The organism is Rhodococcus sp. G6(2025), assembly GCF_058628105.1.
In genome coordinates this window covers 302,830-324,648 of sequence record NZ_CP179750.1, presented here as the reverse complement: position 1 = coordinate 324,648, position 21,819 = coordinate 302,830, and the positions used below count along the sequence as shown (strand labels likewise).

At 68.0% G+C, this 21,819-nt stretch carries 20 protein-coding genes; 8 read left to right on the top strand and 12 right to left on the bottom strand.

What is annotated here, in order from left to right; genetic code table 11:
* Nucleotides 1-184 precede the first annotated feature (184 nt).
* From ACLIVD_RS01640 to ACLIVD_RS01630, 3 genes are read left to right on the top strand one after another with little or no spacing between them, the layout of a single operon-like run.
* Nucleotides 185-1,336, top strand: coding sequence for a sensor histidine kinase (locus ACLIVD_RS01640; RefSeq protein WP_491931831.1), 1,152 nt, complete (start codon nucleotides 185-187; stop codon nucleotides 1,334-1,336).
* Nucleotides 1,333-1,956, top strand: coding sequence for a response regulator (locus tag ACLIVD_RS01635; RefSeq protein ID WP_491931830.1), 624 nt, complete (start codon nucleotides 1,333-1,335; stop codon nucleotides 1,954-1,956). The genes ACLIVD_RS01640 and ACLIVD_RS01635 overlap by 4 nt, the downstream gene beginning before the upstream one ends.
* A gap of 55 nt (nucleotides 1,957-2,011) precedes the next feature.
* Nucleotides 2,012-3,493, top strand: a complete 1,482-nt coding sequence (locus tag ACLIVD_RS01630) for an adenylate/guanylate cyclase domain-containing protein (RefSeq protein ID WP_491931829.1) — start codon at nucleotides 2,012-2,014, stop codon at nucleotides 3,491-3,493.
* Nucleotides 3,494-3,546: 53 nt separating this feature from the next.
* Here ACLIVD_RS01630 and ACLIVD_RS01625 read toward each other — a convergent pair whose 3' ends face one another.
* The 4 genes from ACLIVD_RS01625 to ACLIVD_RS01610 are packed head-to-tail and all read right to left on the bottom strand — an operon-like array spanning nucleotide 3,547 to nucleotide 8,833.
* Nucleotides 3,547-4,899: an MFS transporter gene (locus tag ACLIVD_RS01625; protein WP_491931828.1), complete on the bottom strand. Its 1,353-nt coding sequence runs from the start codon at nucleotides 4,897-4,899 to the stop codon at nucleotides 3,547-3,549.
* A 13-nt stretch (nucleotides 4,900-4,912) separates the two neighbouring features.
* On the bottom strand, nucleotides 4,913-6,487 hold the full coding sequence (locus ACLIVD_RS01620; RefSeq protein ID WP_491931827.1) for an acyl-CoA synthetase: 1,575 nt from the start codon (nucleotides 6,485-6,487) through the stop codon (nucleotides 4,913-4,915).
* Nucleotides 6,484-7,713, bottom strand: a complete 1,230-nt coding sequence (locus ACLIVD_RS01615) for an acyl-CoA dehydrogenase family protein (RefSeq protein ID WP_491931826.1) — start codon at nucleotides 7,711-7,713, stop codon at nucleotides 6,484-6,486. Before ACLIVD_RS01615 ends, ACLIVD_RS01620 begins: the two co-directional genes overlap by 4 nt.
* 34 nt (nucleotides 7,714-7,747) lie before the next feature.
* Complete coding sequence (locus ACLIVD_RS01610; RefSeq protein WP_247251937.1) at nucleotides 7,748-8,833, bottom strand: phosphotransferase family protein; 1,086 nt, start codon at nucleotides 8,831-8,833, stop codon at nucleotides 7,748-7,750.
* Nucleotides 8,834-9,062: 229 nt separating this feature from the next.
* Here ACLIVD_RS01610 and ACLIVD_RS01605 point away from each other — a divergent pair, with 229 nt between their 5' ends.
* Complete coding sequence (locus ACLIVD_RS01605) at nucleotides 9,063-10,376, top strand: MFS transporter (protein ID WP_283353881.1); 1,314 nt, start codon at nucleotides 9,063-9,065, stop codon at nucleotides 10,374-10,376.
* 47 nt (nucleotides 10,377-10,423) lie between these two features.
* Nucleotides 10,424-11,968, top strand: coding sequence for an acyl-CoA synthetase (locus ACLIVD_RS01600; protein ID WP_491931825.1), 1,545 nt, complete (start codon nucleotides 10,424-10,426; stop codon nucleotides 11,966-11,968).
* Between the two features lie 4 nt (nucleotides 11,969-11,972).
* Here ACLIVD_RS01600 and ACLIVD_RS01595 read toward each other — a convergent pair whose 3' ends face one another.
* The 4 genes from ACLIVD_RS01595 to ACLIVD_RS01580 all read right to left on the bottom strand — a co-directional run bounded on the left by ACLIVD_RS01595 (nucleotide 11,973) and on the right by ACLIVD_RS01580 (nucleotide 15,473).
* A complete protein-coding gene (locus ACLIVD_RS01595) occupies nucleotides 11,973-13,223 on the bottom strand; it encodes an MFS transporter (protein WP_283332572.1) in 1,251 nt (416 codons plus the stop codon).
* Between the two features lie 222 nt (nucleotides 13,224-13,445).
* On the bottom strand, nucleotides 13,446-13,808 hold the full coding sequence (locus ACLIVD_RS01590) for a PH domain-containing protein (RefSeq protein ID WP_054248435.1): 363 nt from the start codon (nucleotides 13,806-13,808) through the stop codon (nucleotides 13,446-13,448).
* A complete protein-coding gene (locus ACLIVD_RS01585; protein WP_491931824.1) occupies nucleotides 13,805-14,806 on the bottom strand; it encodes a YihY/virulence factor BrkB family protein in 1,002 nt (333 codons plus the stop codon). Before ACLIVD_RS01585 ends, ACLIVD_RS01590 begins: the two co-directional genes overlap by 4 nt.
* Before the next feature lie 61 nt (nucleotides 14,807-14,867).
* On the bottom strand, nucleotides 14,868-15,473 hold the full coding sequence (locus tag ACLIVD_RS01580; RefSeq protein ID WP_491931823.1) for a TetR/AcrR family transcriptional regulator: 606 nt from the start codon (nucleotides 15,471-15,473) through the stop codon (nucleotides 14,868-14,870).
* 109 nt (nucleotides 15,474-15,582) lie between these two features.
* Here ACLIVD_RS01580 and ACLIVD_RS01575 point away from each other — a divergent pair, with 109 nt between their 5' ends.
* Genes ACLIVD_RS01575 through ACLIVD_RS01565 form a run of 3 tightly spaced genes read left to right on the top strand, consistent with a single transcriptional unit; the run spans nucleotide 15,583 to nucleotide 17,848 of the window.
* Nucleotides 15,583-16,446, top strand: coding sequence for a crotonase/enoyl-CoA hydratase family protein (locus ACLIVD_RS01575; protein ID WP_280781954.1), 864 nt, complete (start codon nucleotides 15,583-15,585; stop codon nucleotides 16,444-16,446).
* Nucleotides 16,443-16,847, top strand: coding sequence for a nuclear transport factor 2 family protein (locus ACLIVD_RS01570; protein ID WP_491931822.1), 405 nt, complete (start codon nucleotides 16,443-16,445; stop codon nucleotides 16,845-16,847). The genes ACLIVD_RS01575 and ACLIVD_RS01570 overlap by 4 nt, the downstream gene beginning before the upstream one ends.
* Before the next feature lie 23 nt (nucleotides 16,848-16,870).
* Nucleotides 16,871-17,848, top strand: a complete 978-nt coding sequence (locus ACLIVD_RS01565) for an NAD(P)H-dependent flavin oxidoreductase (RefSeq protein ID WP_491931821.1) — start codon at nucleotides 16,871-16,873, stop codon at nucleotides 17,846-17,848.
* Between the two features lie 68 nt (nucleotides 17,849-17,916).
* Here ACLIVD_RS01565 and ACLIVD_RS01560 read toward each other — a convergent pair whose 3' ends face one another.
* The 4 genes from ACLIVD_RS01560 to ACLIVD_RS01545 are packed head-to-tail and all read right to left on the bottom strand — an operon-like array spanning nucleotide 17,917 to nucleotide 21,770.
* Nucleotides 17,917-19,068, bottom strand: a complete 1,152-nt coding sequence (locus tag ACLIVD_RS01560) for an acyl-CoA dehydrogenase family protein (RefSeq protein WP_491931820.1) — start codon at nucleotides 19,066-19,068, stop codon at nucleotides 17,917-17,919.
* 55 nt (nucleotides 19,069-19,123) lie between these two features.
* Nucleotides 19,124-19,765 (bottom strand): TetR/AcrR family transcriptional regulator, encoded by a 642-nt coding sequence (locus ACLIVD_RS01555; RefSeq protein ID WP_491931819.1) that lies wholly within the window; start codon nucleotides 19,763-19,765, stop codon nucleotides 19,124-19,126.
* A gap of 10 nt (nucleotides 19,766-19,775) precedes the next feature.
* Nucleotides 19,776-20,537, bottom strand: coding sequence for a 3-hydroxyacyl-CoA dehydrogenase (locus ACLIVD_RS01550; protein ID WP_317569656.1), 762 nt, complete (start codon nucleotides 20,535-20,537; stop codon nucleotides 19,776-19,778).
* Between the two features lie 39 nt (nucleotides 20,538-20,576).
* Nucleotides 20,577-21,770 (bottom strand): thiolase family protein, encoded by a 1,194-nt coding sequence (locus tag ACLIVD_RS01545; RefSeq protein WP_061042174.1) that lies wholly within the window; start codon nucleotides 21,768-21,770, stop codon nucleotides 20,577-20,579.
* Between the last annotated feature and the right edge of the window lie 49 nt (nucleotides 21,771-21,819).

Below are 21,819 nucleotides of genomic sequence, written 5' to 3'. Positions count from 1 at the left end.
AGATCACGACCGACGCCGCAGTCGATGCGGGCCGGGGCGGCCCTCACGGCCTCCGAACTCACCGTGCCCCGGACACGACACGGTTCCATCGCACGTGCGGTGGAATTCTCGGTGGTCGAAGGTCGGGTGCGCGTTCCGACTTTCGATGGATGCCGGGTGCGGTCGCGTCGATAAGCTGGGCGGGGTGCACCGCTCCCCTCTCACGCCCGTGTTCGCGGGACTCCAACTGGGACTGCATGCGCTGATCGCGGCGCTCACTGCAGTCGTGATCTTGCGCGCCGTCCTTCCGGACGTACCACAGGCACCGGCGATCGTGGTGCTGTCGGTGGCGTTTCTCGCGGTGTACGCGGCGGGAGCGACGCGTCGTCTGCGCGGGACGTGGTGGCTCGCAGCGCTGACGGCTTTGTGGGTGGCGCTGATGGTCCTCGCCCCCGACGCCGCCTATCTCGCGTTCGGGCTGTTCTTCCTGTACCTGCATCTGCTGCCGCGACGCTGGGGAGTCCTGGCGGTCGCAGCCGCGACCGTCGTGGCGGTCGTGGGCACCGGAATGCACCGCGGCTGGAGCGTCGCGGGTGTCGTCGGTCCGGTGATCGGTGCGTGCGTCGCGGTGGCGATCGGCCTCGGCTACCGGGCGTTGTACCGGGAGGCTGTCGAACGCGATCGCCTCATCGACGAATTGACCCGAACCCGAGCCGAACTCGCCGAGCAGGAACGTGCCGCCGGCTCCCTGACCGAACGTGAGCGGCTCGCACGCGAGATCCACGACACCGTCGCGCAGGATCTGTCGAGCATTCAGATGCTGCTCCACGCCGTCGAACGCGCCGCCCCCGACCACCCCGCCCGGGACCGCATCCGGTTGGCGCGGGAGACGGCCGCCGACAGCCTCGCCGAAACCCGTCAGCTCATCGGCGATCTCACACCCGCCGTCCTCGACGGGCAGTCACTCGTGGACGCGCTCGCACGGATCTGCACGCAGGCGAGGAACGACACGTTCGACACCATTGCCGTGGTCGAGGGGGAGCCTGTGCGATTGCCGATGCCCGTCGAGGCGGCGTTGGTGCGGATTGCGCAGGGCGCGGTGTCGAACGTGGTCCGGCACGCGCACGCATCCCGGATGGCGGTCACGCTCACCTACTACGAGGACGCGGTCCGGTTGGACGTCGTCGACGACGGCGGCGGCTTCGATGTCGCACTCCTCGACCGTGAACCGTCGAAAGCGTTCGGGCTGAATTCGATTCGCCGACGCGTCGAGCTGCTCGACGGGTCGATGTCGGTGGAGTCGGAACCAGGACTGACCGCGGTCGCGGTGTCGTTCCCACTCGAGGTCGGCGCATGATCCGACTGCTGCTCGCCGACGACCACGCGATCGTTCGCGCGGGCCTGCGCGCCCTCCTCGAGCACGAGCACGACATCGAGGTGGTCGGCGAGGCTGCCACCGCCGACGCCGCCGTGGCGTTGTGCGGGACGACTCCGGTCGACCTGGTGCTCATGGACCTCCGGTTCGGCGCCGGTACCTCAGGTGTGGACGCCACCCGGAACCTGCGGTCCCTGCCGAACCCACCGCACGTGCTGGTCGTCACCAACTACGACACGGACGCCGACATCCTCGACGCGGTCGCGGCCGGCGCCGCCGGGTATCTCCTGAAGGACACTCCCCCGCCCGAACTCCTCGCCGCCGTCCGCGCGGCGTCGGCCGGCGACAGCGTCCTCTCCCCGGCCGTGGCGTCGAAACTGATGACGCGCGTACGCCGACCTGCCACCAGCCTCAGCCCACGGGAGATCCAGGTGCTGACGTTGGTGGCTGCCGGGCGATCCAATCGGGAGATCGGTAAGGAACTCTTCCTCTCCGAGACCACCGTGAAGTCCCATCTCGTCCACATCTTCGGCAAACTCGGCGTCAAGTCCCGGACCTCCGCAATCGCGCGGGCCCGCGAGCTGGGCACCATCCCCAGGTGAGTGGCAATGTGTGCGGACGCACACTTTGCCACTCACATGCGTTTACGCTGGGGAAATGGACCCACCGGTCGTCCAGTACATCCAGCGGGACGGGCACGCGCTGGCGTATCAGGTGGTGGGCGGCGGTTCGCTGGACGTGGTGTGGCTCTTCGAGATCAACATGCACCTCGACCTGATGTGGACAGACCCGCAGATCCACTACCTGATGGAACGGGGCAGCACGTTCGCCCGCACCGCTTACTTCCAGCAGCGGGGGCTGGGCCTGTCCGACCCGGTCGACCACCTGCCGACGCTCGAGGAGCAGGCCGACGACATCGTCGCGGTCATGGACGAGATCGGGATGCGCGAGGCACTGCTGGTGGGCGTGGCCAGCGCGAGCGGCGCCGTCGCGCTCGTGGCGGCGCGGTCACCGGAACGAGTCACCGGAGTGCTGCTGATCCAGCCGTTCGCCGAACGCCTGATCGGCGGTGACCACGATCCGGAGGGATGGTCGACCGCCGAACGGGACCACTTCGTCGAGGGATGGCGGGCGGCCACGGAGGTGTGGGGGTCGGGCGCGACCGTCCCGTTGTGGGATCCCGGCGAGGATTCCCCGTTCAACCGACGGCTGATGTCGATGCTCGAGCGAAGTTCGGCGACACCGGCCGTCGCGCGCGCCCACATGGAGTGGATCTTCCGCCTCGACTACTCCGACATACTGCCGGCGATCCAGTGCCCGGCCCGGATCGTGATCGTCTCGGGCAGTCCCGTTCCCGCGGCCGCCGCGCGGTACGTCGCCGATCACATCCCGCAGAGCACTTTCCATCTGCTGCCGCCCGCGCCGACCGGCGCGTCGCTCGGGGAGGCGTGGAAGCCGATCATCGACGACGTCGAGCAACTCGCCACCGGTGGTCACCCGACACCGGACGCCGGGCAGTTCGTTGCGTCCGTGTTGTTCACCGACGTCGTCGGGTCGACGGAGATGCTCGCCAGGATCGGCGATGGCGCCTACCGGGAACTCCGCGCCGCCCACGAACGGCAGGTGCGCGACGGGGTGGAGAGGGCGGGCGGACGCCTCCTCAACGTCGCGGGCGACGGCACGTTCAGCATCTTCGACGGCCCCACCTCGGCGATCCGGTGTGCGCGGAGCGTCGTCGACGACGCGTGCGCCCTCGGCCTCGACGTGCGGACCGGCGTACACACCGGGCAGGTGGAGCGGAACGGGCCCGACGTCAGCGGGATGACCGTCCACATCGGAGCGCGCATCGGAGCGACGGCCCGCGCCGGGGAAGTGCTGGTGTCACGTACCGTGCGCGACCTCGTGGTGGGGTCGGGTCTCCGGTTCACCGAAGTCGGTGAACACGAACTCAAGGGTGTCCCGGGTCGATGGATCCTCTACGCGCTCTCCGACGCGGACACACCCCGGATGGTGCCGCGGCGCGCACCACGGCTCAGCGTCATCGACCAGGCCATCATGCGCACCGCGAAGCGGGCACCGCAGGCACTGCGCGCGCTCGTCGGCGCCGCCAACGCGAGGCAACGCCGACTGTCCCGCTGACCCCCAGGTGAGTGGCAAAGCGTGCGCCAGCACACTTTTCCACTCACGTCACCTCACACCGCCACGGTGGACCGGCGGGCAGGCGCCTGCTGGATGTCGGGCGTCGAGTATTTCCGGACGATCGCGACGAGGCAGAGCAGCCCGATCGCTCCGGCGCCGGCGAGGAAGGCGCCGACGCGCCACGCGTTGGACGCGTCGCCGTTGATGAGCAGCACCATGACCATCGGTGAGAAGCCACCGATGATGGCGGAGATCTGGTAGCCGAGGGAGGCACCGGAGAATCGGATCTCGGGCGGGAACAGTTCCGCGAACAGCGTTCCCTGCGTTCCGGTCTGGAACGACATGACGATCACGGCGCCGAAGACGGCGAGCGCGAACGGCCACAGCGTGCCCTGGCTCGAGTGTCCGATCATGAGCCACATGGGGATTCCCCACAGCAGCATCCCGGCGGTGCCGATTCCGAAGATCAGCTTCCGGCCGTAGATGTCGGAGAGGTATCCGGCCAGCGGTACCAGCGGAATCATCAGAACGCAGGCGGCGAGGATGAAGCCGAGCACGGTCGAGCGTTCGATCCCGAGGTATGTGGTGGCGAACTGCACGGACCCCGTGATCATCGTGTAGAAGAAGATGACGCCGATGGCGTTCGCGCCGGCCGCGGTGAGTACGGTGCCGGGATTGTTGCGCAGCACCTGCAGGATCGGCGACTTCCGCGCGACCGGGGCCTCGGCGAGCTTCTTCGACAGTTCCTGGAACTCGGGTGTCTCCTCCAGGTAGCGGTGGATGACGAAGGCGACCGGCAGCATCACGAGGCTGATCCAGAACGGGATGCGCCACGCCCACGCGAGGAACGACTCGGAGTCGAATATTGCTGTGATGACCAGGAACACGACGTTTCCGAGCACGACGCCGATGGGCACGCCGAGTTGCGCGAAGCTGCCGTAGAACCCGCGACGTCCGGCGGGGGCGTTCTCGGTGGCGAGGAGGACGGCACCGCCCCATTGCGCTCCGACGGCGAGGCCCTGGCAGATCCGCAGCGTCACGAGAATCGTGGGTGCGAGCCACACGAGTTGGGTGTTTGGTACGAGGCCGATCAGCGACGTCGCGACGGCCATCATCACGATGGCCGCGACGAGTACCGGTTTGCGCCCCACCTTGTCGCCGAAGTGCCCGGCGAGGACGCCGCCGATCGGCCGGGCGACGAAACCGACCGCCACTGTGGCGAACGAGTTGAGGGCGGCGACGACCTGACTGTCGGTCGCGAAGAATGTGGCGTTGAAGACGAGTGCGGCGGCGGTCGCGTAGATGAAGAAGTCGTACCACTCGAGTGAGGTCGAGATGGCGGCCGCGAACGAGGCGCGCGCGGCCCGGGGCTTGCTCGCGCGTTGTGTGTTCGAATCGGTGGGCATGGTGGTCTCCTGCTCAGTCTTGGGCAATGGAACCGAATGTGTCTCGGAGAACGCGTTTGAGGATCTTGCCGCTCGGGTTCTTCGGGAGGGAGTCGGCGACGATCACGTACTTGGGCACCTTGTATCCGGCGAGTCGTCCGCGGCAGTGCTCCACGACGTCCTTCTCGTCGAGTTCGACGCCGGCGGCGGGGACCACGACTGCGGCGACCGCTTCGATCCACCGTGGGTGCGGCACCGCGAACACGGCGGCCTCACCGACGCCGTCGAGTTCGTAGAGCGTCTCCTCGACCTCCCGGGTCGCGACGTTCTCCCCGCCGGACTTGATCATGTCCTTCTTGCGGTCGACCACCCACAGGTATCCGTCCTCGTCGAGGTAGCCGAGGTCGCCGGAGTGGAACCACCCGCCCGCGAATGCTTCCGCGGTCTTCTCGGGTTGTCCGAGATAGCCGACGGTGGCGTGCGGGCTGCGGTGCACGATCTCGCCGACCGCACCCGCCGGAAGCGGAAGGTCCCGGTCGTCGACGATGCGTGTCTCCACGTTGAGAGCGGGTTTGCCCGCCGAACCACCCCGCGTCTCTTGATCTTCCGGCCCGAGCGCCGTCGCGAGTGACGCCATTTCCGTCTGCCCGTAGAAGTTCCACAGCCGGATACCCGGCAACCGGCGGTTCATTTCGCGCAGGATCTCCACCGGCAGCGGTGATGCGCCGTAGTAGCCCTTGCGCAGCGAACGCAGGTCGGCGCTCTCGAACTCGGGTGACTGCAGCAGCGAGATCCACACCGTCGGAGGGCAGAACAGGTTGGTCACCTGCTCGGCCTCGATGGTGCGGAGCAGCACCTGCGGGTCGGGCCCGTCGACGATGATGCTCGTCGCGCCGAGATAGACGTCGGTGCTGAGGAAGTTGTCGAGCTGAGCGCAGTGGTACAGCGGCAGCGCGTGCACCTCCACGTCGTCGCTGCTCATGCCGCCGGTGACGATGCAGCTGATGTACTGCCACATCAGCGACCGGCTGGTGAGCATCGCACCCTTGGGCCGTGATTCGGTACCGGACGTGTACATGATGCGGACCACGTCGTCGTCCGCCACGAACACCTCGGGCGGCGAACCGAATTCGCCCTCGGCCCAGTCCGTCACCGAACGCCACCCATCTGGTGTGGCCGTATCGCCGAGCGGAATCGTGGCCCGCACCCGGACGCTTCCCGTCGATTCCGCGAGCGCCTTCTCGGCAACGGGCACCAGGGCGTCCTCGACGACGAACGCGTGGGCTGCGCAGTCGTCGAGGATGTATGCGATCTCCCCGCCGGTCAGCATGAAATTGACCGGCACGAGAACCACACCGAGCCGGGCGGTCGCGAAGTTCAGCACCGGGTACTGCCAGCAGTTATGCGACAACAACGCGAGCCGGTCGCCCCGCGTCAACCCCTCGGAGTGCAGGGCCGCCGCGACCCTGTCGATCAGGGTGTCGAATTCGGCGAACGTGAGCCGGACGTCGCGGTGCACGACCGCGAGCTTGTCCGGGGAACGCGCCGCGGACCGCCGCGGAATGTCGCCGATGCTCTGCTGCCGGGCGTGCGTGGTGGCCTCGTTCACCCGCGGACTTCTGTCAGTACCGGGGTGGCGGCGAACTCGGCGCGGGCGAGGGAGCGGCGGTGCACCTGGTCGGGACCGTCGGCGATCTGCAGGAACCGGGCCTGCGCGTAGAGCACCGGCAGGATCGTGTCCTGCGACAGGCCGGCGCCGCCGAAGATCTGCATCGCGTCGTCGACGATCCGCTTGACCGTCAGCGGGACCATCACCTTGGCGGCGGCGATGTCGTGACGGGCCGCCTTCGTGCCCTCGGCGTCCATCCGCCAGGCGGCCCGCAGCACCAGCAGCCGGGCGGCGTCGAGGTGGATCCGCGCGTCCGCGACGGTCGCCTGCACGACCCCTTCGTCGGCGAGGGGCCTGCCGAACGCCACTCGGGTGCGGGCGCGTTCGGTCATCAGCGCAATCGCCCGCTCGGCCATGCCGATCAACCGCATGCAGTGGTGGATGCGCCCCGGACCGAGGCGGGCCTGCGCGACCGCGAAGCCCTTGCCGCGCGGTCCGAGCAGGTTCGCCTTGGGGACGCGGACCTTGTCGAAGACGATCTCGCCGTGCCCGCCCTCGTGGCGGTCGGTGAAGCCGAGCACCGTGGTGGACCGGACGATGGTCAGACCGGGGGTGTCCATGGGAACGAGGACGATGCTGTGCCGGCTGCCGACCGGGGCACCTGGGTCGGTGACGCCCATGACCATCGCCACCCGGCAGTCGTCGCGCAGGGCCGCGGTGGACCACCACTTGCGGCCGGTCAGCACCCAGTCGTCGCCGTCCTCGGCGATCTCGAGCCGGACGTTGTTGGCGTCCGAGCTCGCGACGTCGGGTTCGGTCATCGAGAAGCACGACCGGAACTCGCCCGCGAGCAGGGGTTCGAGCCATTCCCGCTTCTGCTCGTCGGTTCCGTACAGGTGCAGCAGCTCCATGTTGCCGGTGTCGGGCGGGTTGCAGTTGAACGCCTCGGGCGCGATCAGCGGGCTCCAGCCGGTGAGTTCCGCCAGGGGCGCGTACTCGAGGTTCGTCAGGCCCGCACCCTCGCGCGCGGGCAGGAAGAGATTCCACAGGCCCTCGCGCTTCGCGACCGCCTTCAGGTCGGCCACGATCGGCGGCGCACCCCAGTGGTCCGGCTTCGACGCCAGTTGCTCTTCGGCGATCGTCTCGGCAGGTAGTACCCGCTCCTGCATGAACTTCGTCAGCTTCGCTTGCAGTTCCAGCACTTTCGGGCTGTAGTCGAAATCCACTTCCGTGGCTCCAATCTCTTCGGTGGTGACTCAGTCAGCGGCGGAGTTCGGACACGGGCGACATGGCGGCGAGGTCGAGTGCACGCTGCAACAGCGGGCCGACCATGTCGCCGACGTCGTCGAAACCCCCACCAACGGTGTCGCCCTGTGCGTGCCGGGCATTGATGCCCTCGAGGATGACGGCGATCTTGACGTCGGCGAACACCGTGTACCAGTCGATGTCGGGGATCTCGATGCCGCGCCGCGTGGCGTATCGGTCGAGAAGTTCGGTACGGGTGGGGAATCCGTCGAGTCGGGCGAGACCCTTGGTCACCGGGTTGTCGACGGCGCCGGGTTGGTCCCAGAAGCTCAGCATGATCCCGACGTCGGCGAGCGTGTCGCCGAGCGTGGCCATTTCCCAGTCCAGAACGGCGACGATCTTCCCGGCGTCGTCGCGGGACGCGAGCACGTTGTCGAGTTTGACGTCGCCGTGGACGATGCCCGGGAAGTGCGAGGTGGGCAGCGCCCGGCGCAGCTTGTCGAGCAGCACGGACACCTCGGGCCGATCGGTGGTGCGCGAGGCCTCCCACTGCCGGGACCAACGGTCGAGCTGACGTTCGAGGTATCCGCCGGGGCGGCCGAACGAGCCGAGCCCGACCGCGGCGGGGTCGACGCCGTGCAGTGCGGCCAGGGTGTCGGCGAGGTCGAGTCCGAGCCGGCGACGGTCGTCCGGGGTGAGTGCCGACGCCTGCTCGACCGTTCCGACGGGTGTTCCGTCCACCAGTTCCATGAGGTAGAACGCGGCTCCGAGCACGTCCTTGTCCTCGCACAGCAGCACCGCGTCGGGCACCGGGACGGCGGTTCCCGCCAGTCCCCTGATCACGGTGAACTCGCGCTTCATGTCGTGAGCGCTGGGCAGGACGTGCCCGTACGGTGGCCGCCGCAGAACCCACGTCCGGTCGGCGTCGGCGACGCGGTAGGTGGGGTTCGATCGGCCACCGCTGATGAGCGAGACGGCGAGGTCGCCGCGCACCCCGCCCTCGAGTGCGTCGTCGAGGTAGTGGGCGAGAGCGGTGAGGTCGACGCCGGCCGAATCCTCCCGGTCCTCGTGGGTGTCCGCTTCGGCGTGGGACGTCGTCATCCGCTGCGTCCTTTCGAGTACTTCGATCTTCAGCCAAACGCTCGTTCGGCCAGTTCTCATCATCAACCGAGTGAACGTCGGAAGTCAATAGCTCCTTATACAGCGACTAAAGATCCAGAACTGCCGAAAAAGGCCCGACGCCCGAACACCTTGCCAATCGATCGTTCGCTTGGCATGATCCACGAGAAGTGATGCACGTCTCATCCGCCTCCGAAAGGTCAGGACACCAATGACGGACCAGTTGACCGGGTCTGCTGCCACCACCGCATGGCGGACCGAAGACCGCATCCGAGCGCGCCGCGCCGCGATCGCGGGTGGCGTGGGCACCCTGATCGAGTACTACGACTTCAGCCTGTACGGCTACCTCGCGATCGTGATGGCCCCGCTCTTCTTCCCCAGCAGCGACCCGGCCATCGCGCTGCTGTCCGCACTCGCCGTGTTCGGCACCGCCTACCTCATGCGCCCACTCGGTGGCATCGTGTTCGGGCACATCGGCGACCGACTCGGAAGGAAGAAGGCCCTCCTCGCGACGCTCGTCTGCATGGGCCTCGGCAGCATGGCCATGGGATTCCTGCCCACCCACGCGCAAGCGGGGATCTGGGCCACCGTGCTGCTCGTCGTCGTGCGGATGGTCCAGGGATTCTCGGCAGGCGGCGAGGTCGGCGGCTCGGCCACGTTCATCTCCGAATCCGCGCCGCGGCATCTCGAGGCCACCTACGGGGCGTTCACCCCGCTCGGATCCACGATGGGGTTCGCGATGGCCGCAGCGGTCGCAGGCACGGTGTCGGCGTTGACGACCGACGCGCAACTCGAGAGCTGGGGATGGCGGGTCCCGTTCCTGCTCGCGTTGCCGCTGACGCTGCTCTGCCTGTGGGCCCGCACCCGGGTCGAGGAGACCCACGGTGAGGACGCCGATTCCGGACCGGTCCAGGCGCCCGTCGTCGCCGTCTTCCGGCGGCAGCCGCTCGCCCTCCTGCAGTCGGTCGGGATCAGCCTGGCGTGCAACGGAACCGCGTACATCGGCCTCACCTACATGAGCATCCATCTCATGAAGAGCCTCGGCTACGAACGCACCCCGGTCTACTGGATCGCGACCGCCGTCATCGGTGTCGTCGCGCTCGCGATGCCGCTCGGGGGCATGCTCGCCGACCGCATCGGACGGTTGCGGTTCACCGTGATCAGCCTCGCCGGATTCGCGATCATCACCTTCCCCGCCATGGCCGTCATGCACCACAGCCTGTGGATCGCCGCGATCGCCTACCTACTGATCATGGTCAACACCGTGGGAACCCAGGTCGGCGCGTACACGCTGATGCCGCTGCTGTTCGACAAGGACGTCCGCTTCACCGGGGTCGCCATGGGCTGGAACCTCGGCGTCGTCATCGCCGGTGGCACCGCCCCCTTCGTCGCCGTCTGGCTGGTGGAGAAGACCGGAAACGTCCTCTCCCCTGCCGTTTTCGTGATCGTCGCTGCGGTCATCGGACTGATCTCGGTGGCCGGTGTGGCCCGCCGGTCCAAGGTCGCGCAGGAGCAACTCGGCTGACGTCCGGACAGTGTCCCCCTCGAGATTCCTCACGAATTGGAGCAACCATGTATCCCGGCGCTCATGCTGCCACCACCCCCGACAAGCCGGCCGTGATCATGGCGGGCACCGGACAGACGGTCACCTTCGCCGAACTCGAGTCCCGCTCGATCCGGATCGCCCGCCACCTGCACGCCCTCGGACTGCGCCGCGGAGATCACGTTGCGGTGCTGGCCACGAACACTCCCGCGATCTTCGACATCTATTGGGCGGCCATGCGTTCCGGTCTCTACCTCACGATGGCGAACTGGCACCTCACGCCACCCGAGATCGCCTACATCGTCGAAGATTGCGGCGCCAAGGCGTTGATCGTCGACGCCGCACTGGACGCGGTTGCGCGTGACCTCCCCGCCCTCACCCCGGCCACCGAGCACCGGCTCGCGTTCGGGGGAACCATTCCCGGCTACGACTCGCTCGACCGGGCCGCCGCCGCGGAGTCGGACGTCCCGCTCACCGACCAGCCCCGCGGGGCGGACATGCTGTATTCGTCCGGCACCACCGGTCGCCCGAAGGGCATCAAACCGGAACTGCCCGCGCGTCAGATCCAGGAACCCGGCGACACCATGACCGGCATGAACGCGACGGTATGGGGAGTCACACCGGACACCGTCTACCTCTCACCCGCCCCGCTGTATCACGCCGCACCGCTCCGCACCTGCGCCTCGGTGCAGGCCCTCGGCGGCACCGTCGTCGTGATGGACCGCTTCGACGCCGAGCAGGCGCTCGCGTACATCGAGCAGTACCACGTCACCTACAGCCAGTGGGTACCCACGATGTTCGTCCGCATGCTGAAGCTGCCCGCCGAGACCCGGCAGAAGTACGACGTCTCCAGCCTGCGCGTCGCCGTGCACGCCGCGGCCCCGTGCCCGGTGGAGGTGAAGCGGCAGATGATCGAGTGGTGGGGTCCGATCCTGTCGGAGTACTACTCGTCCACCGAACTCAACGGAATGACCCTCGTGAATTCGGACGAATGGCTCCGCAAGCCCGGAACCGTCGGCCGCGCCGCGCTCGGCGTCGCCCACATCTGCGGCGACGACGGTGCCGACCTCGCACCGGGCGAGATCGGCACCCTCTACTTCGAGCGGGACACGCTGCCGTTCGAGTATCACAACGCCCCAGCCAAGACCCGCGACGCCCAGCACCCACAGCACCCGACGTGGACCACCACCGGCGACGTCGGCTACCTCGACGAGGACGGGTTTCTGTTCCTCACCGACCGGAAGTCGTTCATGATCATCTCCGGCGGCGTCAACATCTATCCGCAGGAAATCGAGAACACCCTCACCGAACACCCTGCCGTCCTGGACGTCGCGGTGATCGGGATCCCCGACGAGGAGATGGGTGAATCGGTGCTGGCCGTGGTCCAGACCGTTCCGGGTGTGATCGGGGACGACGCGCTGGCCGGTGACCTCCTCGACCACGTGCGGGGACGGCTCGCCCGGTTCAAGGTCCCGCGGAACGTCGTCTTCAGCGACGACCTCCCCCGCACCCCCACCGGGAAACTCGTCAAGGGCACGTTACGAGATCGGTACGCCGCCGGAGTTCACGCCTGAACCGTCAGCCGTCGGCGGCCGGTTCGTCCCGGCGCCGGCGGTCGAGGAGGACCGCGATGGTGAGGACGATCAGTCCGGCGACGCCGAGGAGGGCGCCGACGGCGGCCGGGGCGGTGTAGCCGTATCCGGCCGCGATCACGACGCCACCGATCCACGCGCCACCCGCGTTGGCGAGGTTGAACGCGCCGTGGATCAGCGTCGACGCCAGGGTCTTCGCGTCACCCGCCGCGTCCATCAGCCGCGACTGGACGGCCGGGAAGATCGCCGTCACCGCCATCCCGATGAAGAACAGCACGATCAGCGCCGTCACCGGGTTGTGTGCGGCGACGATGAACAGGGCGAGGACGCAGATCAGGGCGATCATGCACCCGAACAGCCCGGGGACCACCGCGTTGTCGGCGATGCGGCCACCCACGACGTTGCCGAGGATCATCCCCGAACCGAACAGCATCAGCGCCACCGGAACCATCGCGTGCGGCAACCCGGACACGTCGGTGAGCGTCGAACTGATGTAGGTGTACACCGCGAACGAACCGCCGAACCCGACTGTCGCGAAGATCAGCGTCATCCACACCTGCACCCGGCTCAGCGCCCCGAGTTCGGCCACCGGGTTGCTCACGTGCACCCCGGCCAGCGGCGGGACGAGGCGTGCCAACGCCACCAGCGTCACGATTCCGATGATCACCACGAGCACGAACGCGGACCGCCAGCCCAGGATCTGGCCGAAGAACGCCGTCGCAGGCACCCCGACCACGTTCGCTACCGACAGGCCCATCATCACGGTCGCGACCGCCTTGGCGCGCTTGCCCGGTTCCGCAAGGTGCGCGGCGACCAACGCTGCGACCCCGAAGTACGCGCCGTGGGGCAGCCCGGCGAGGAACCGGGCCGCCAGCAGCGACTCGTAACCGGGGGCGAGGGCGGTCGCGAGATTGCCGACGACGAACGTGGCCATCAACGCGATGAGCAGCGTGCGCCGCTCGACGCGCGCGGCCAGCGCCGCGATCGTGGGCGCCCCCACGACGACGCCGAGCGCGTACGCGGAGACGAAGTGCCCGGCCACCGGCTCCGACACCCCGGTCCCCGCAGCCATCGCGGGCAGCAGGCCCATGGACGCGAATTCCGTTGTGCCGATACCGAACCCGCCGAGGGCAAGCGCCAGCATCGCGCCCCGCCGACTCGGTGACGGAATCCGCGGACGCAGAGACGGACGAGCGGTGACCGCAGGTTCGGTGAGGTGAACTGCAGGCGGCGTCATGGCAGCAAGACTCCCGTCGGGCTGATCGTAGGATCGGCGAGCACGTCCAATGGACTCGCCTGAGGATGAACCGGGCCGAGATAGTGGCACACCGGCTCGTACCAGTATGGGCGAGGCTGCAACCGAATTGACAATTCACGCGGGGGTGATTCCACTCACCGGCGCGGCATGTGGGTGCGTCGCCGTGACCTGGGGCGACGCACCGTAGCAGAGCGACCTACGTCACGTGATGTGTTCGAGGATCACCGTGTGCACGTGGTGGGCCTTGTCCATGCCACGGAAGTCGGCCTCGTACGTGGTGTCGGCGACGTCGAGGGCGATGCTGCTGGAGGAGAAGAACTGGCCTGCCCACGACTTGTTGCTGAGGAACGAGACCGAGCGGATGTTCTTGTACGGGATGGACGTGATCGCGGTGCGCTTGCCGACGAAGCTCTTGTCCTGGATGACGACGCGGAGGTTCGTGATCCCGAGGAAGCCGGTGCCCGCGCCGATGCAGTCGTACACGGCGATGATCGTCTCGCCGGGAAGGATGCCCTGCTGGACCTGCTTCAACTGTTCCGACTTGTCGAAGATCGGGTCGGTCATGGTTCCTCCTTCGACGGCGGTCCAGGCCTGTCCATCTTCGCAGAAACTTCGTCGAACGTGACGTGGATGCCCTCGTGCGGTACCGCGCGTTGTGCCTTCGCCTGGTCGGTGAACGTCCGCCTGTCGCCCTCCACGAGGTCGGCCTTGTCCGTGAAGGGCCCGAGCAGCGCCCGCGGGTGCAGCCGGTCGACGCGGACGACGTTGATCTCCACACACACCACGATCGCCGCGGCGGCGAGGAAGAGGAACGCCAGCAAGCCCAGCACGACGGCGAACACCCCGTTCGTCACGGACGCCGTGCTCACCACCTTGCTCACGTAATACGCGCCGAACGATTGGAGTACCTGCCACACCACGGCTGCTGCGACGGCGCCGGGCGCGACGTCGGCGACGGACAGCGGCCGGGCAGTGGCGAGCCGGAACGCGAGGGTGAAGATCGCGGAGTTGATCGTGATCGCGGCGAGCATGAGAAGCACGGTGGACGATCCGGACAGGTGCGTCGCGGCGCCGACCGCCGCCACCGCGGCGGTGCCGAGGACGGCGAGACCGATCGTGCCGAGCAACAGCAGACCCCGCAACCGGCCTCGGATCGGGTCGGGCCGCATGTTGCGGGGCACCGACCACGCCGTGTTCATCGCGTTCTGGCTGGCCAGTGCCACCCCGAGGCCGCCGTAGAGGGCGCCGACGAGTCCGATCACCAGGCCCGTCACCCCGCCGCCGATCCGGTGCGGGTCCGCCAGGTCGGCGCCGATGACCGGGAACTGGCTCAGCGCCGAGTCGATGATGTCCTGCTGCAGTTCGGGGTGCCCCGCCAGCACGAACCCGAGCACCGTCGAGAGCAGAAGCAGGAGGGGAAACAGTGAGATGAACCCGTAGTAGGCGATCAACGCCGCAAGGTACACGCCCTGATCGTCGAGGAATTTGTACGTGACGGCGATCGGGAAGCCCATTGCCGGGTACTTCTGCTGGAGAGCGTCGAGCCGTCTGGCGAACTTCATCTCACGCTCCGTTTCCGCGACACCCGCTACCCCGATTCTGCCCGGGCCGCGGCCACGGCGATCAGACGGTCGGTTTCACCATCGCCAGGGCGAGGTCGGCGTAGCGCTCGGCGAGTTCCTCGGGCTTCAGCGGACCGTCGGCGTGCCACCACGTGCACACCGATTGACCCATGTTGATGATGCCGCGGACGGCGTCCCGCGGGAATTCGGTCGCGAAGTCGCCCTCCTCGACACCGCGCTCGACGACGTCGCGGAAGAGGTGCTCCTGTTCGTCGCGGAGGGCGACGACGAGCCGGCGGCCGGCGTCGTCGAGGCTGCGTATCTCGGTGGCGCCGACCATCGCGTCCAGCTGCCGGGTGGTGTGGAACATGACCCACGCCCGCGTCAGCGCCTGCAACTGGTCGGCGGGGGCGCCACCCGAGCGCAGCAGGGCCCCGCGGGTCATCGCGATGGCGTCGTGGAGTGCGCGCACCATGATGTCCTGCAGGATCTCCTGCTTCGACGCGAAGTGGTGGTAGATCGAGGCGACGGTGATGTCGGCGCCGCGGGCGATGTCGCGCATGGACGTGCCGTGATAGCCGCGTTCGTTCATGTTGGCCACCGCGGAGTCGAGGATCACCTGCCGCCCGGTACCCGTTGCCACGGCGGCGACTTTTGCAGCGCACATCCCTCGGTCTCCGTCCCCGATCCGATCGTCACACGACCACTCAAGGGTAGTGGGTCCCGTCACAGAACCCGCTCTAGCGATCGTTCGGTAACAATGTCATGCTGGGGCGGTGGATCACATCGGACTCGCCGTCGCGGACGGTATCGCGACGATCACCCTGAACCGGCCCGACCAGCTCAACGCGTTCACCACCACCATGGAGAACGAGCTGATCGCCGCCTACGACCAGCTCGATGCGGACGATTCCGTCCGGGCGATCGTGCTCACCGGAGCCGGACGAGCGTTCTGTGCGGGCGCAGACCTGTCCGCCGGTGCCGCCACGTTCGATCACTGGCAGGACGAGGACGGGGACGAGGGCGCCGACGCCCGCCGCGACGGTGGCGGTCGCGTGGTGCTCCGGATGTTCGAATCCCGCAAGCCGATCATCGCCGCGATCAACGGACCGGCAGTGGGAGTGGGCATCACGATGACCCTCGCCGCCGACTTCCGCCTCGCCGCCGACGACGCCCGCATCGGATTCGTCTTCAACCGCCGAGGCATCGTGCCCGAATCCTGCTCGACCTGGTTCCTGCCCCGCCTCGTCCCCCTGCAGACGGCCCTCGACTGGGTCTACTCCGGCCGGGTGTTCCCCGCCACGGAAGCGTTCGACGCCGGCCTCGTGTACAAGCTGTACCCGCGGGAATCCCTGCTCGACGAGGCGTATGCGCTGGCCCGGAGTCTGACCGAGCACTCCGCCCCGGTGTCGGTGGCGCTGTCGCGCCAGATGATGTGGCGGGCACTGGGCGCCGAGCACCCGATGATCGCGCACCGCGTCGAGACACGCGGGATCAATATCCGCGGCATCGGACCGGACGCGCGCGAAGGCATCTCCGCGTTCCTCGAGAAGCGGCCGGCCGTGTTCCCCGACAGCGTGCGCGACGACCTGCCGGACGTGTTCGGCGAAGACCTCCCGACCCCGGCGTTCCGCGGATGACCGCCGAACTGCCTGCCCGCCCCGGCGTCGTCGACCGCTGGCACCACGTCGTCGACCGTCGCGACCTCACTGCCCTCGACGCCCTGATCGCGGACGACGCCGTGTTCTCCTCCCCCGCCGTGTTCACTCCGCAGGAAGGAAGGGCGAAGGTCCTGGCGTACCTCCGCGCCGCCCTGACCGTCTTCGACGGCACCGGTTTCCACTACGTCGAGGAGTGGTACGGCGACCGTTCGGCGGTCCTGGAATTCGCCACCGAACTCGACGGCATCCACGTCAACGGCATCGACCTCATTCACTGGAACGACCGCGATCAGATCACGTCGTTCAAGGTGATGGTCCGTCCCGTGAAAGGCCTGCAGGCGCTCATCCCGCTGATGGCCGCCCAGCTCTCCCAGTCGTAAACCACTGCATCAAGGAGAAATTCATGAGCCTGCCCCCCATCCTGCAAGACCGGCTTCGCCTGCCCGTCGTCGCGTCGCCGATGTTCATCGTCTCGGGTCCCGACCTGGTGATCGCCCAGTCGACGTCGGGCATCGTCGGATCGTTCCCCTCGCTCAACGCCCGCCCGCAGCCCGTCCTGCGTGAATGGCTCACCCGCATCACCGAAGAACTCGCCAAACACGACGCCAACAACCCGGAGACACCGTCCGCGCCGTACGCGGTCAACCTGATCGTCCACAAGAGCAACGACCGCCTCGACGAGGACCTCGCGACCATCGTCGAGTTCGAGGTCCCGATCGTCATCACGTCCCTCGGCGCCCGCGCCGACGTCAACGACGCCATCCACAGCTACGGCGGCATCGTCCTCCACGACGTCATCAACAACAAATTCGCGAAGAAGGCCGTGGAGAAGGGCGCCGACGGCCTCATCGCCGTCGCGGCCGGCGCGGGCGGACACGCGGGCACCCTGTCGCCGTTCGCGTTGATCCAGGAGATCCGCGAATGGTTCGACGGGCCGGTCCTGCTGTCGGGCTCCATCGCCCACGGCCGCTCGGTCCTCGCCGCGCAGGCCGCCGGCGCCGACCTCGCCTACGTCGGCTCCGCGTTCATCGCCACCGAAGAGGCCAACGCAGACCAGGGCTACAAGCAGATGATCGTCGACTCCACCGCATCCGACATCGTCTACTCCAACCTGTTCACCGGGGTGCACGGCAACTACCTGCGCGGCAGCATCGAGGCCGCCGGACTCGACCCGAACAACCTCGCCGTGTCGGACCCGTCCGCCATGAACTTCGGTGTCGGCGAGGACGCGGACAAGAGCACGAAGTCGGAAGCCAAGCCCTGGCGCGACATCTGGGGCGCCGGACAGGGCATCGGCGCCGTCGACGCCGTCGTCCCGGCCGCGGAGATCGTCGAACGCCTCACCCGCGAGTACGCCGACGCGCGGGCTCGCCTGCTCTAGGCGCTTCGCGCCCGTGCGCCTTTTTGGTAACTGGGACAACCAAAAAGGCGCACGGGCGGCGGAGCCGCCTATCCTGCCGCGATGTCGCGACCGATGATTTCCTTCATGATCTCGGTGGTGCCGCCGTAGATCGTCTGGATCCGGCTGTCGACGTATGCGCGGCCGATGGGGTACTCCATCATGTAGCCGTAGCCGCCGTGCAACTGGACGCAGCGGTCGACGACACGCTTCTGCAGTTCACTGGCCCACCACTTGCCCTTCGACGCGTCGACGGCGGTGAGTTCGTCTGCGTTCAAGGCGAGTACGCACCGGTCGATGTGCGATTCGGTCACCTCGATCTCGGTGAGCATCTCCGCCAGCGCGAACCGGGTGTTCTGCAGATCGCCGATCGGCTTCCCGAACGCCTTGCGCTCGAACACGTAGTCCCTCGTCCACTGGTAGGCGGCCTTCGCGGCGGCGATCGCGTTGACCGCGATCGAAATACGTTCGAGGGGCAGGTTTTCCATGAGGTGGACGAAGCCGCGACCCTCGGTGCCGAGCAGATTGGTGGCGGGCACCCGCACGTCCTCGAACACGAGCTCGGCCGTGTCCTGACCGGCCAGTCCGACCTTGTGCAGCTTGCGGCCACGGCTGAAACCAGGCATGCCCCGCTCCACGACGAGCAGGGAGAAGCCCTTGGAACCGGCGCTCGGGTCGGTGCGCGCGACGACGATGACGAGGTCGGAGTGAATACCGTTGGTGATGAACGTCTTCTGACCGTTGATCACCCACTCGTCGCCGTCCCGCACCGCGGTGGTCTTCACGCCCTGCAGGTCGCTGCCCGCACCGGGCTCGGTCATCGCGATGGCACCGATCAGCTCGCCCGCGGCCATGCCGGGCAGCCACCGCTGCTTCTGCTCCTCGGTGCCGAGGTTCACGATGTACGGGATGGCGATGTCGTCCTGGAGGGACAGTCCCGAACCGAACGACGTCGTCGCGGTGCGGGCGATCTCCTCGGCGACGACGTACCGGAACCGGTAGTCGGTGACGCCCGAGCCACCGAATTCCTCGGGCACACCGAGTCCGACGATCCCGGACTTGCCGGCCGCCAGCCACGCCGAGCGGTCGATGAGCCGCTCGGATTCCCACCGTTCGTAGTTCGGCTCGATCTCGCGGGCGAGGAATTCGCGCACGGTCTCCCGGTACGCTTCGTGATCCTTCTCGAAAAGGTTGCGCTGCATGGTCTCTCCTTGTCGCCGGGACGAGCTCGTCCGGCTCGGTGGACCCGGCGCGATGTCAGTGCTCGGGTAGATACCCGACGGTGTGTAGGGCGATGTCGACGTAGCGGCCGGCGACCTGCTCGGGGGTCAATGCTCCACCGAGCTGGAACCAGCGCGGAATGGACTGGCACATCCCGAGGAGGGCGCGCACGGTCTCGGGGACGTCCCCGCTGTGGAACACGTCGCGGGCGACGCCGTCGGCGACGAGGTCGATCATCATCAGCTCGAGCCGCTTGCGGTTCGCGGCGTAGCGGCTGCGGCTGTCGGCCGAGACGTGCCGCAACTCGGTGTCGAGGGACACGTGCCGCACCCGGTACGTCATGTACAGGACGATCGCCTCGACGACGTTGGAGAATTGCGCCACCACGTCGTCGCCGGCCTCGCGGGCGGCTGCCTCGGCGCGGTCGTTCAGCTCGCGCATCTGCAGTTCGAACAGGGCCACGAGAACGGCTTCCTTGCTCTCGTGGTGGTAGTAGAGGGCGGGGACGGTCACCCCGACACGACGGGCGATCTGCCGCACCGTCGTGCCGTGGTAACCGTTCTCGTTGAACAGATCCAATGCCTGCTCGAGGATGGGCGTCAGCGGCAGGGCCTCGAACGTCCGCCAGTCGGCGTACACCGGCTCCGTCACCGTCGGCCCGTCCTCGCGCAGAGTCACAGGTCGCCGATCAGCGCGGTGCCATGCGGATGGCGCCGTCGAGACGGATGGTCTCGCCGTTGAGCATCGGGTTGCTGACGATGTGCGCGGCGAGCGCGCCGTACTCGGACGGGTCGCCGAGACGCGAGGGGTGCGGGACCTGACCGCCGAGCGACTGCTGCGCAGCCTCCGGCAGGGAGCCGAGCAGCGGCGTCTTGAACAGGCCGGGAGCGATCGTGTTGACGCGAATCAGCAGCGACGCGAGGTCGCGAGCGATCGGCAGGGTCATGCCGACGACGCCGCCCTTGGACGCGGAGTACGCGGCCTGACCGATCTGGCCCTCGTATGCGGCTACGGAGGCGGTGTTGATGATGACGCCGCGCTCGCCGTCGATCGGCTCGTTCTTCGAGATGCGCTCGGCGGCAAGGCGGATCACGTTGAACGTGCCGATCAGGTTGACGGTGACGATTTTGGTGAAGTCGGCCAGCGGGAACGCGCCGTTCTTGCTCACGGTCTTGATGGCGTTGCCGATGCCGGCGCAGTTCACTGCGACACGCAGCGGTCCGAGCGACTCCGCGACATCGAGTGCGGCGGACACGTCGGTCTCGCTGGTGACGTCGCCGGCGGCGAAGCGCACACGGTCGCCGAGTTCCTTGGCGACGGTCTCACCGTTGGACGAGGGCAGGTCGATGATGACGACGCTGGCGCCGTCGGCGAGCAGGGCCTTGGTGGTGGCCAGGCCGAGGCCCGAGGCGCCGCCGGTGACGAGTGCGACGCTGTCATTGACGATCATGTCTATACCTTTCGGAAGCAGGGTTTTCGGGGAAGTGGGTCAGATGCGTTCGATGATGGTGGCGTTGGCCATGCCCGCGCCCTCGCACATGGTCTGCAGGCCGTAGCGTCCGCCGGTGGCCTCGAGGTTGTTGACCAGCGTGCTCAGCAGGCGGGTGCCCGAAGAGCCGAGTGCGTGCCCGAGCGCGATGGCGCCGCCCCACGGGTTGAGCTTGGCCGGGTCGGCCCCGAATTCGTGCGCCCACGCCAGCGGCACCGGCGCGAACGCCTCGTTGACCTCGTAGGCGTCGATGTCGTCGATGCTCAGCCCCGACTTCGCGAGGATCTTCTTGGTCGCCGGGATCGGCGCGGTGAGCATGAAGACCGGATCGTCACCGGCAACGGCGAACGAGTGGAACCGTGCCCGCGGGGTCAGCCCCAGCTTCGACGCCATCTCCTCGCTCATGATCAGCGCCGCGGACGCGCCGTCGGTCAGCGGCGACGAGTTGCCCGGGGTGATGTGCCACTGCGCCTCGGGGAACCGGGCCGCGTACTTCTCGGAGTAGAACGACGACTTCAGCCCGGACAGTCCCTCGGCGGTGGTGGAGGCGCGCACGGTCTCGTCGGCGGTGTGGGTCACCGTCTCACCGGCGGCGTTGGTGACCGAGATCGGGACGATCTCCTTGTCGAACAGGCCCTTCGACAGGGCGTCGGCGGCACGCTGATGCGACTGCGCGGAGAACGCGTCGAGGGTGTCGCGGTCGAACTTCCACTTGGCGGCGATCAGTTCGGCGGAGATGCCCTGGTTGACGAGTCCCTCGGGGTAGCGGGCGGCGATGCCCGGGCCGGAGGCGTCCTGACCGATGGTCGTCGTGCCCATCGGAACGCGGGACATCGACTCCACACCGCAGGCGATCACGATGTCGTAGGCGCCGGCGATCACGCCCTGCGCGGCGAAGTGCGCCGCCTGCTGGCTCGAGCCGCACTGGCGGTCGACGGTGGTGGCCGGAACCGAATCCGGGAATCCGGCCGACAGCACCGCTGTCCGGGAGATGTTGAGGGCCTGCTCGCCGGCCTGCCCGACGCAGCCGCCGATGACGTCGTCGACCTGTGCGGGGTCGATGCCGTTGCGTTCGACGATGCTGCGGAGCACGTGTGCCAGCAGTTCGACCGGGTGCGTGCCCGACAGCGCACCGCCGGGCTTGCCCTTACCGGAGGCGAGGCGGACGACGTCCACGATGACAGCGTTGGTCATGATGTTCCCTTTCGAGGAGGAGAAAGTGTGTGCGGCTGCGCCACCCGTG